This window comes from Mycobacterium sp. (assembly GCF_049683935.1).
Lineage (GTDB): Bacteria > Actinomycetota > Actinomycetes > Mycobacteriales > Mycobacteriaceae > Mycobacterium.
In genome coordinates this window covers 1-7,864 of sequence record NZ_JBAUJR010000480.1, presented here as the reverse complement: position 1 = coordinate 7,864, position 7,864 = coordinate 1, and the positions used below count along the sequence as shown (strand labels likewise).

Sequence of the window (7,864 nt, the reverse complement as noted above, 5' to 3'; positions counted from 1 at the left end):
CGCATGGCCCGCGTCCTTCGCGCAGCGGCCGCCGCGCCACCGCCGGTGCGGCGGCCCACCAAACCCACACGAGGGTCGAAAGAGCGACGGATCGCGGACAAGAAGCGTCGGGGCCGGGACAAGATGGGCCGCCGGGGCGGCTGGGACCGGGATTAGACAGAGAGCAGGGTGGGCAGCGCCAGAGCCGAGTCCACGGCCAGCGCGCAGAACACCACGGCGAGGTAGTTGTTCGACTGCAGGAACAGCCTCAGCGGCTTCACCGGCTCACCCCGGCGCACGCCCGCATACAACTGGTGGGCCATCACCAGGAACCAGGTGCCTGCCACGATCGCCACCGCCGCATACAGCCAGCCTGTGGTCAGCGCCAGCGCCAGCGTCGCCACGACGGTGAGCCACGTGTAGATCAGGATCTGCTTTGTGACCTGCTGCTCGGTGGCCACCGCGGGGAGCATCGGCACGCCTGCGGCTTTGTAGTCCTCTTTGTAACGCATGGCCAGCGCCCAGGTGTGCGGCGGCGTCCAGAAGAAGATGATCAGGAACATCACCAGCGCGGGCCACTGGATCGTGCCGGTCACCGCGGACCAGCCGATCATCACCGGCATGCAGCCCGCCGCTCCACCCCACACCACATTCTGCGAGGTGCGCCGCTTGAGCAGCAGTGTGTACACCAGCACATAGAAAGCGATGGTGGCGCCCGCGAGATGGGCCGAGAGCAGATTGGTCGTCCACCACAACCAGAAGAACGACCCGACCGACAGCGCCAGCCCGAACACCAGCGCGTGGCTTCTGGGCACGGTCGCGCGGGCCAGCGGCCGGCGCTCGGTGCGCTTCATCATCTTGTCGATGTCGGCGTCGGCAACGCAGTTCAGCGTGTTGGCGCCTGCGGCCGCGAGCAGTCCACCGACCAGCGTGTTGAGGATCAACAGCGGGTCCACGGTGCCGCGGTCCGCGAGCAGCATGGCGGGAATGGTGGTGACGAGAAGCAACTCGATGACACGAGGCTTGGTCAGCGCGATGTAGCCGAGAACCACAGTGCGGAAGCGGTGCGAGGAACCCGCCGCCCCACCGGCTGGATCGCCGACGAGGTGGCCTTCGCGAATCCTCACGCAACCAACTCCTCAACGACAGCGTGCGACACCCCGGGCATCTACTACACACGATGGTAGACCGCAGGTGTCGATCCCCGTAATTGCAGGGTCGGCTTCCCGACAAGGCAGGGATGAGCTCTGCGTTGTCGAGGCGTTCCCCGTTAGGGTGGTTGATGCGGACCGACACGCCCCGCCCAACCTAGGAGTGCGCCTCGTGACCACGCTGGAAGAGATCACTTCCCTCACCCGACCGAACCATCCGGATGACTGGACGGACCTGGATACGCAATCAGTCGACACTGTGCGGGTGCTGGCCGCCGACGCCGTGCAGAAAGTCGGCAGCGGCCATCCCGGCACGGCGATGAGCCTGGCTCCGCTGGCCTACACGCTCTTCCAGCGTCAGATGCGCCACGACCCCAGCGACGTGCACTGGCTGGGGCGCGACCGGTTCATTCTGTCCTGCGGTCACTCCAGCCTCACCGTCTACCTCCAGCTCTACCTGGGCGGCTTCGGCCTCGAGCTGTCCGACATCGAAGCCTTACGGACCTGGAAGTCCAAGACTCCGGGCCACCCCGAGTTCCGGCACACCGCCGGGGTGGAGATCACCACCGGCCCGCTCGGCCAGGGCCTTGCGTCGGCCGTGGGGATGGCGATGGCGGCGCGCTACGAGCGCGGCCTGTTCGACCCGGACGCCGCGCCGGGCACCAGCCCGTTCGACCACTTCATCTACGTGATCGCCTCCGACGGCGACATCGAGGAGGGTGTCACCAGCGAAGCATCGTCGCTGGCCGGCACCCAGCAGCTCGGCAACCTCATCGTGTTCTACGACAAGAACCAGATCTCCATCGAGCACGACACCAACATCGCGCTCTCCGAGGATGTCGCGGCTCGCTACCGGGCCTACGGCTGGCACGTCCAGGAAGTGGAGGGCGGCGAGAACGTCGCCGCCATAGAAGAAGCCATCGAAGCGGCCAAGGCGGTCACCGACAAGCCGTCGTTCATCGCGCTGCGCACCATCATCGGCTATCCCGCCCCGACGAAGATGAACACCGGTGGGGTGCACGGCTCCGCCTTGGGCGACGACGAGGTCGCTGCCACCAAAAAGGTGCTCGGCTTCGATCCGGACAAGACGTTCGAGGTGCGCGACGACGTCATCGAGCACACCCGCAAGCTGGTCGACCGCGGTCGGGAGGCCCACGAGAAGTGGCAGCCCGAGTTCGATGCGTGGGCCGAGCGCGAGCCCGAGCGCAAGAAGCTGCTCGACCGACTGCTGGCGCAGGAACTCCCCGACGGCTGGGACGCCGACCTCACGTACTGGGAGCCGGGATCAAAAGCCGTCGCGACCCGCGCAGCCTTCGGCCAGGTGCTCAACGACGTGGCGCCGAACCTGCCCGAGCTGTGGGGCGGCTCCGCGGACCTGGCGGGTAGCAACAACACCACCATCAAGGGCGTCAAGTCCTTCGGTCCGCCATCGATTTCGACCGAGGACTTCACCGCGGACTGGTTCGGGCGGGTGCTGCACTTCGGTATCCGCGAGCACGCGATGGGATCGATTCTGTCGGGCATCGTGCTGCACGGACCGACCCGGGCATTCGGCGGGACGTTCCTGCAGTTCTCCGACTACATGCGTCCGGCGGTGCGGCTGGCGTCGCTGATGGACATCGACACCATCTACATCTGGACCCACGACTCGATCGGCCTCGGCGAGGACGGACCCACCCACCAGCCGATCGAACATCTGGCCGCGTTGCGGGCGATCCCGAACCTCTCGGTCGTTCGCCCCGGAGACCCCAACGAGACCGCCTATGCGTGGCGCAGCATCATCGCCCGCGGCAACGGCAGCGGGCCGGTCGGGTTCATTCTGACCCGCCAGGGGGTACCCGTGCTGGAAGGCACCGACGCCGACGGTGTGGCACGGGGCGGCTACGTTCTCGGCGGCGGCTCACCCGCCGACGACGCCGACGTGATCCTCATCGCGACCGGCTCTGAATTGCAGTTGGCGGTTGAGGCCCGAAACACTCTGCGGGACAAGAACATCTCTGCGTACGTCGTTTCGATGCCATGCGTGGAGTGGTTCGAGTCGCAGCCCAAGGAGTACCGCGACAGCGTGCTGCCCCCGACAGTCTCGGCGAGGGTTGCCATCGAGGCCGCGGTGGCGCAGAGCTGGTACAAGCTCGTCGGCGACACCGGCGAGATCATCTCGATCGAGCACTACGGCGAATCTGCCGACGACAAGACGTTGTTCCGCGAGTTCGGCTTCACCCCAGAGGCTGTGGTGGCTGCCGCAGAGCGCACGATCGCCAACTAGAACTGAGGAAATCGACATGACCCAGAACCAGAATCTGGCCGCACTGGCCGCCGCAGGCGTATCGGTGTGGCTCGACGACCTGTCCCGCGACCGCCTGCAGACCGGCAATCTGCAGGAGCTGATCGACACCAAGTCGGTGGTCGGTGTGACGACCAACCCGTCGATCTTCCAGGCCGCCCTGTCGAAGGGTGATGCCTACGACGCCCAGGTCAAGGAGCTCGCCGAACGGGGCGCCGACGTCGACGCGACGATACGTACGGTCACCACCGACGACGTTCGCAACGCGTGTGACGTGCTGGCCAAGCAGTACGAACTCTCCGGCGGGATCGACGGACGGGTCTCCATCGAGGTCGACCCACGACTCGCCCACGACACCGACAAGACGATCCTGCAGGCCATCGAGCTCTGGAAGATCGTCGACCGGCCCAACCTGCTGATCAAGATCCCCGCCACCGAGGCCGGGCTGCCGGCGATCACTGCCGTCATCGCCGAGGGCATCTCGGTCAACGTGACGCTCATCTTCTCGGTGGAACGCCATCGACTAGTGATGGACGCCTATCTGGCCGGACTGGAGAAGGCGAAGGAGGCCGGCCACGACGTGTCCCGGATCCATTCCGTCGCATCGTTCTTCGTCTCGCGAGTGGACACCGAGATCGACGCCCGGCTCGAGAAGATCGGCAGCCAGGACGCACTGGCACTGCGTGGCAAAGCCGGTGTCGCCAACGCGCGGTTGGCCTATGCCGCATATGAGGAGGTGTTCCTCGGCGGTGATCGGTTCGCTCCCCTGAAGGCCGACGGCGCCCGGGTCCAGCGACCTCTGTGGGCCTCGACCGGCGTGAAGAACCCGGACTACTCCGACACGCTCTACGTCACCGAGTTGGTCGCCCCCAACACCGTCAACACCATGCCCGAGAAGACCATGGATGCGGTCGCCGACCACGGAGTGATCACCGGAGACACGGTGACCGGGCGCGCGGCGGAGTCTCAGGACATCTTCGACCAGCTCTCCGCGATCGGCATCGACCTCACCGACGTGTTCCTGGTGCTGGAGAACGAGGGCGTCGAGAAATTCGAGAAGTCCTGGCAGGAGTTGCTCGAGGCGACCCAGGGCCAACTCGAAGACAAGAAGTCCTGAGACGACCGATGGGCGACAGCAGCACCGGCTCCGACACCTGGGTGAATCCGCTGCGCGACAAGCGGGACAAGCGAATGCCGCGCATCGCCGGACCGTGCGGGGTGGTGATCTTCGGAGTGACGGGCGATCTCGCACGCAAGAAGCTGATGCCGGCCATCTACGACCTGGCCAACCGCGGTCTGCTGTCCCCCAGCTTCTCGCTGATCGGCTTCGCACGCCGGGACTGGGCGGACGAAGACTTCGCCGAGGTCGTCTACGACGCGGTGAAGCAGCACGCGCGCACGCCGTTCCGTCAGGAGGTGTGGGACCGGCTGGCTGAAGGTTTCCGGTTCGTCCAGGGCACTTTTGACGACGACGAGGCGTTCGAGCAGCTCAGCGAGACCCTGAACAAGCTCGACGCCGAGCGGGGTACGGGCGGCAATCACGCGTTCTACCTCTCGATTCCGCCGAAGGCGTTCCCGCAGGTGCTCCAGCAGCTGTCCAGATCCGGACTGGCCAAGAAGACGGACGGCTCCTGGAGCCGGGTGATCATCGAGAAGCCCTTCGGCCACGACCTGTCCAGCGCCGAGGATCTGAACACCTTGGTGAACAGCGTCTTTCCCGAGTCGTCGGTGTTCCGCATCGATCACTACCTGGGCAAGGAGACCGTCCAGAACATCTTGGCGCTGCGCTTCGCCAATCAATTGTTCGAGCCGATCTGGAATGCCCACTACGTCGACCACGTCCAGATCACGATGGCCGAGGACATCGGACTGGGCGGGCGCGGCGGCTACTACGATGGCGTCGGCGCGGCCCGCGACGTGATTCAGAACCATCTCCTGCAGTTGCTGGCGCTGACGGCGATGGAAGAACCGGTGAGTTTTCAGCCGTCGGAGTTGCAGGCAGAGAAGATCAAGGTGCTTTCGGCGACCCAATTGGCCGAACCGCTGGACCTGAACACCTCACGAGGCCAGTACACCGCCGGTTGGCAGGGCGGCGAGAAGGTCGTCGGCCTCCTCGATGCGGAGGGCTTCTCCAAGTCCTCGACCACGGAGACCTTCGCCGCAATCACGCTGGATATCGACACCCGCCGCTGGGCCGGCGTGCCGTTCTATCTTCGTACCGGTAAAAGGTTGGGGCGCAGGGTGACTGAGATCGCATTGATCTTCAAACGCGCGCCTCATCTGCCGTTCGACGCGACCATGACCGAGGAACTCGGGAAGAACGCGCTGGTGATCCGGGTACAGCCTGACGAAGGCATCACTCTGCGATTCGGCTCCAAGATTCCGGGCAACAAAATGGAGGTCCGCGATGTCAGCATGGACTTCTCCTACGGTTCAGCCTTCGCCGAGGACTCTCCTGAGGCCTACGAACGCCTGATCCTCGACGTGCTGCTCGGTGAGCCCTCCCTGTTTCCACTCAACGCCGAAGTCGAACTGGCCTGGAAGATCCTGGATCCCGCCCTGGACTACTGGGCGTCGCACGGCAAGCCCGACCCGTACGAGGCAGGGACTTGGGGGCCCGAGTCGGCATTCGAGATGCTGCGGCGTTCGGGCCGTGAATGGAGAAGGCCATGATCGTCGATCTGCCCGACAGCACCACCGACGTCATCAACAAGAAGATCGTCGCGCTCCGCGAGGAAGGTGGTGCCATCACGCTCGGTCGCGTACTGACGTTGGTCATCGCGCCGGATAGTGATGCACTGCTGGAAGATTCGATAGAGGCCGCCAACGCGGCCAGCCGGGAGCACCCATGTCGGGTGATCGTCGTGACTCCCGGTGACCGACTGGCCGACGAAGCCCGTCTCGACGCGCAGTTGCGCGTCGGCAGGGACGCCGGAGCCAACGAGGTCGTCGTTCTGCGACTGTCCGGCCCACTGGCCCAGCATGCGAGCAGCGTTGTGATGCCGTTTCTGCTGCCTGACACCCCTGTCGTGACGTGGTGGCCCGATGTCGCGCCGCGGGTGCCCGCCGATGATCCCCTGGGCAAGTTGGCGATTCGCCGTATCACGGATGCAACGAACGGCGCTGACCCACTGGAGTGCATCAAGAGCCGACTCGAGGGCTATACCTCCGGTGACACCGACCTGGCGTGGAGCCGGATCACCTACTGGCGCGCATTGCTGGCCTCCGCACTGGATCAGGCACCACACGAACCGGTCACCTCGGCGGTGGTATCGGGGCTGAAGACCGAACCCGCACTCGACATCCTGGCGGGTTGGTTGGCAAGTCGCATCGACGGGCAGGTGCAACGTGCTGTCGGCGAACTCAAGGTCGAACTGGTCCGGTCCACCGAGACCATCACCCTCAGTCGGCCGCAGGACGGGATCACTGCCACGATCACCCGCACGGCCAAGCCGGACGCACTCGTCCCGTTGGCGCGCAGGGAAACCCGGGAGTGTCTGGCCGAGGACATGCGCCGGCTCGACCCCGACGAGATTTACCACGAAGCGCTGGGAGGCATCGACAAGGTGGTCTACGTATGAGTCCGATCGTCGAAACCTATTCCGACCCTGCCGAGTTGGCGAAGGCAACCGGCGACCGTCTGGTCGGCACGATCATCGACGCGATTGCGGCGCGAGGTGAAGCGGCCGTCGTGCTGACCGGCGGCGGAACCGGGATCGCACTGCTCGAGCGGGTCCGCGAACGCAGCGAAGAGATCGACTGGGACAAGGTGCACGTGTACTGGGGCGACGAACGTTTCGTCCCGGCCGACGACGACGAGCGCAACGACAAGCAGGCCCGTGAAGCGTTGCTGGATCACATCGGGATTCCGGCCACCAATGTGCACGCGATGGCGGCAACCGACGGCGAGTTCGGCGACGACCTCGACGCGGCCGCACAGGGATACGCCCAACTGCTGGACGAGAGCTTCGAAGCCGGACCGGAATTCGACGTGCACTTGCTGGGAATGGGGGGCGAGGGCCATATCAACTCGTTGTTCCCAGACACACCAGCCGTCAAGGAGGCCGAACGGTTGGTGGTCGGGGTGACGGACTCGCCCAAGCCACCGTCGCGCCGCATCACGCTGACGCTGCCTGCGATCCGCCGGTCGCGGGAAGTGTGGCTGGTCGTCTCCGGGGCAGCGAAGGCCGAGGCAGTGGCCGCCGCGATCGGTGGTGCCGAGCCTGTGGACATCCCCGCGGCGGGTGCGGTCGGCAGCGAGGCGACGGTGTGGCTTCTCGACGAGGAAGCGGCCGCCAAGCTCTGACGCTGGGCCCGTACCGTCGCCGGAATTGCATTCCAGCCAATGTGACCTGCGGTCGCCCGTTCCGGGGTGAAAATTGGGGGGTGGTCGCCTTGCGACGCCGTCGCTGCATGGTTCTTCGAGGCCGTATTCCAGCCAGGTGCTGGA

Annotated in this window: 6 protein-coding genes; 5 read left to right on the top strand and 1 reads right to left on the bottom strand. The window is 65.6% G+C overall.

The features are described from left to right. Positions 1-152 precede the first annotated feature (152 nt). Positions 153-1,106 carry a heme o synthase gene (locus tag WA965_RS27215; protein WP_526297818.1) on the bottom strand — a complete coding sequence of 318 codons (954 nt, stop codon included), beginning with the start codon at positions 1,104-1,106 and terminating at the stop codon, positions 153-155. Between the two features lie 196 nt (positions 1,107-1,302). Between WA965_RS27215 and tkt the strand changes: the two genes are divergently transcribed. The 5 genes from tkt to pgl are packed head-to-tail and all read left to right on the top strand — an operon-like array spanning position 1,303 to position 7,720. Beyond that, positions 1,303-3,396, top strand: coding sequence for a transketolase (tkt, locus tag WA965_RS27210; RefSeq protein WP_526297816.1), 2,094 nt, complete (start codon positions 1,303-1,305; stop codon positions 3,394-3,396). A 16-nt stretch (positions 3,397-3,412) separates the two neighbouring features. Then, on the top strand, positions 3,413-4,531 hold the full coding sequence (tal, locus tag WA965_RS27205; RefSeq protein WP_178359156.1) for a transaldolase: 1,119 nt from the start codon (positions 3,413-3,415) through the stop codon (positions 4,529-4,531). An 8-nt stretch (positions 4,532-4,539) separates the two neighbouring features. Continuing rightward, on the top strand, positions 4,540-6,087 hold the full coding sequence (zwf, locus tag WA965_RS27200) for a glucose-6-phosphate dehydrogenase (RefSeq protein WP_526297814.1): 1,548 nt from the start codon (positions 4,540-4,542) through the stop codon (positions 6,085-6,087). Further along, positions 6,084-6,995, top strand: a complete 912-nt coding sequence (gene opcA / locus WA965_RS27195) for a glucose-6-phosphate dehydrogenase assembly protein OpcA (RefSeq protein ID WP_526297812.1) — start codon at positions 6,084-6,086, stop codon at positions 6,993-6,995. Before zwf ends, opcA begins: the two co-directional genes overlap by 4 nt. Further along, complete coding sequence (gene pgl / locus WA965_RS27190) at positions 6,992-7,720, top strand: 6-phosphogluconolactonase (RefSeq protein WP_526297810.1); 729 nt, start codon at positions 6,992-6,994, stop codon at positions 7,718-7,720. Before opcA ends, pgl begins: the two co-directional genes overlap by 4 nt. Positions 7,721-7,864 lie beyond the last annotated feature (144 nt).

Bases quoted from the DNA above. Each gene is read 5' to 3' on its own strand.
- pgl (WP_526297810.1), top strand. From the start codon at position 6,992: ATGAGTCCGATCGTCGAAACCTATTCCGACCCTGCCGAGTTGGCGAAG.
- zwf (WP_526297814.1), top strand. From the start codon at position 4,540: ATGGGCGACAGCAGCACCGGCTCCGACACCTGGGTGAATCCGCTGCGC.
- tal (WP_178359156.1), top strand. From the start codon at position 3,413: ATGACCCAGAACCAGAATCTGGCCGCACTGGCCGCCGCAGGCGTATCG.
- opcA (WP_526297812.1), top strand. From the start codon at position 6,084: ATGATCGTCGATCTGCCCGACAGCACCACCGACGTCATCAACAAGAAG.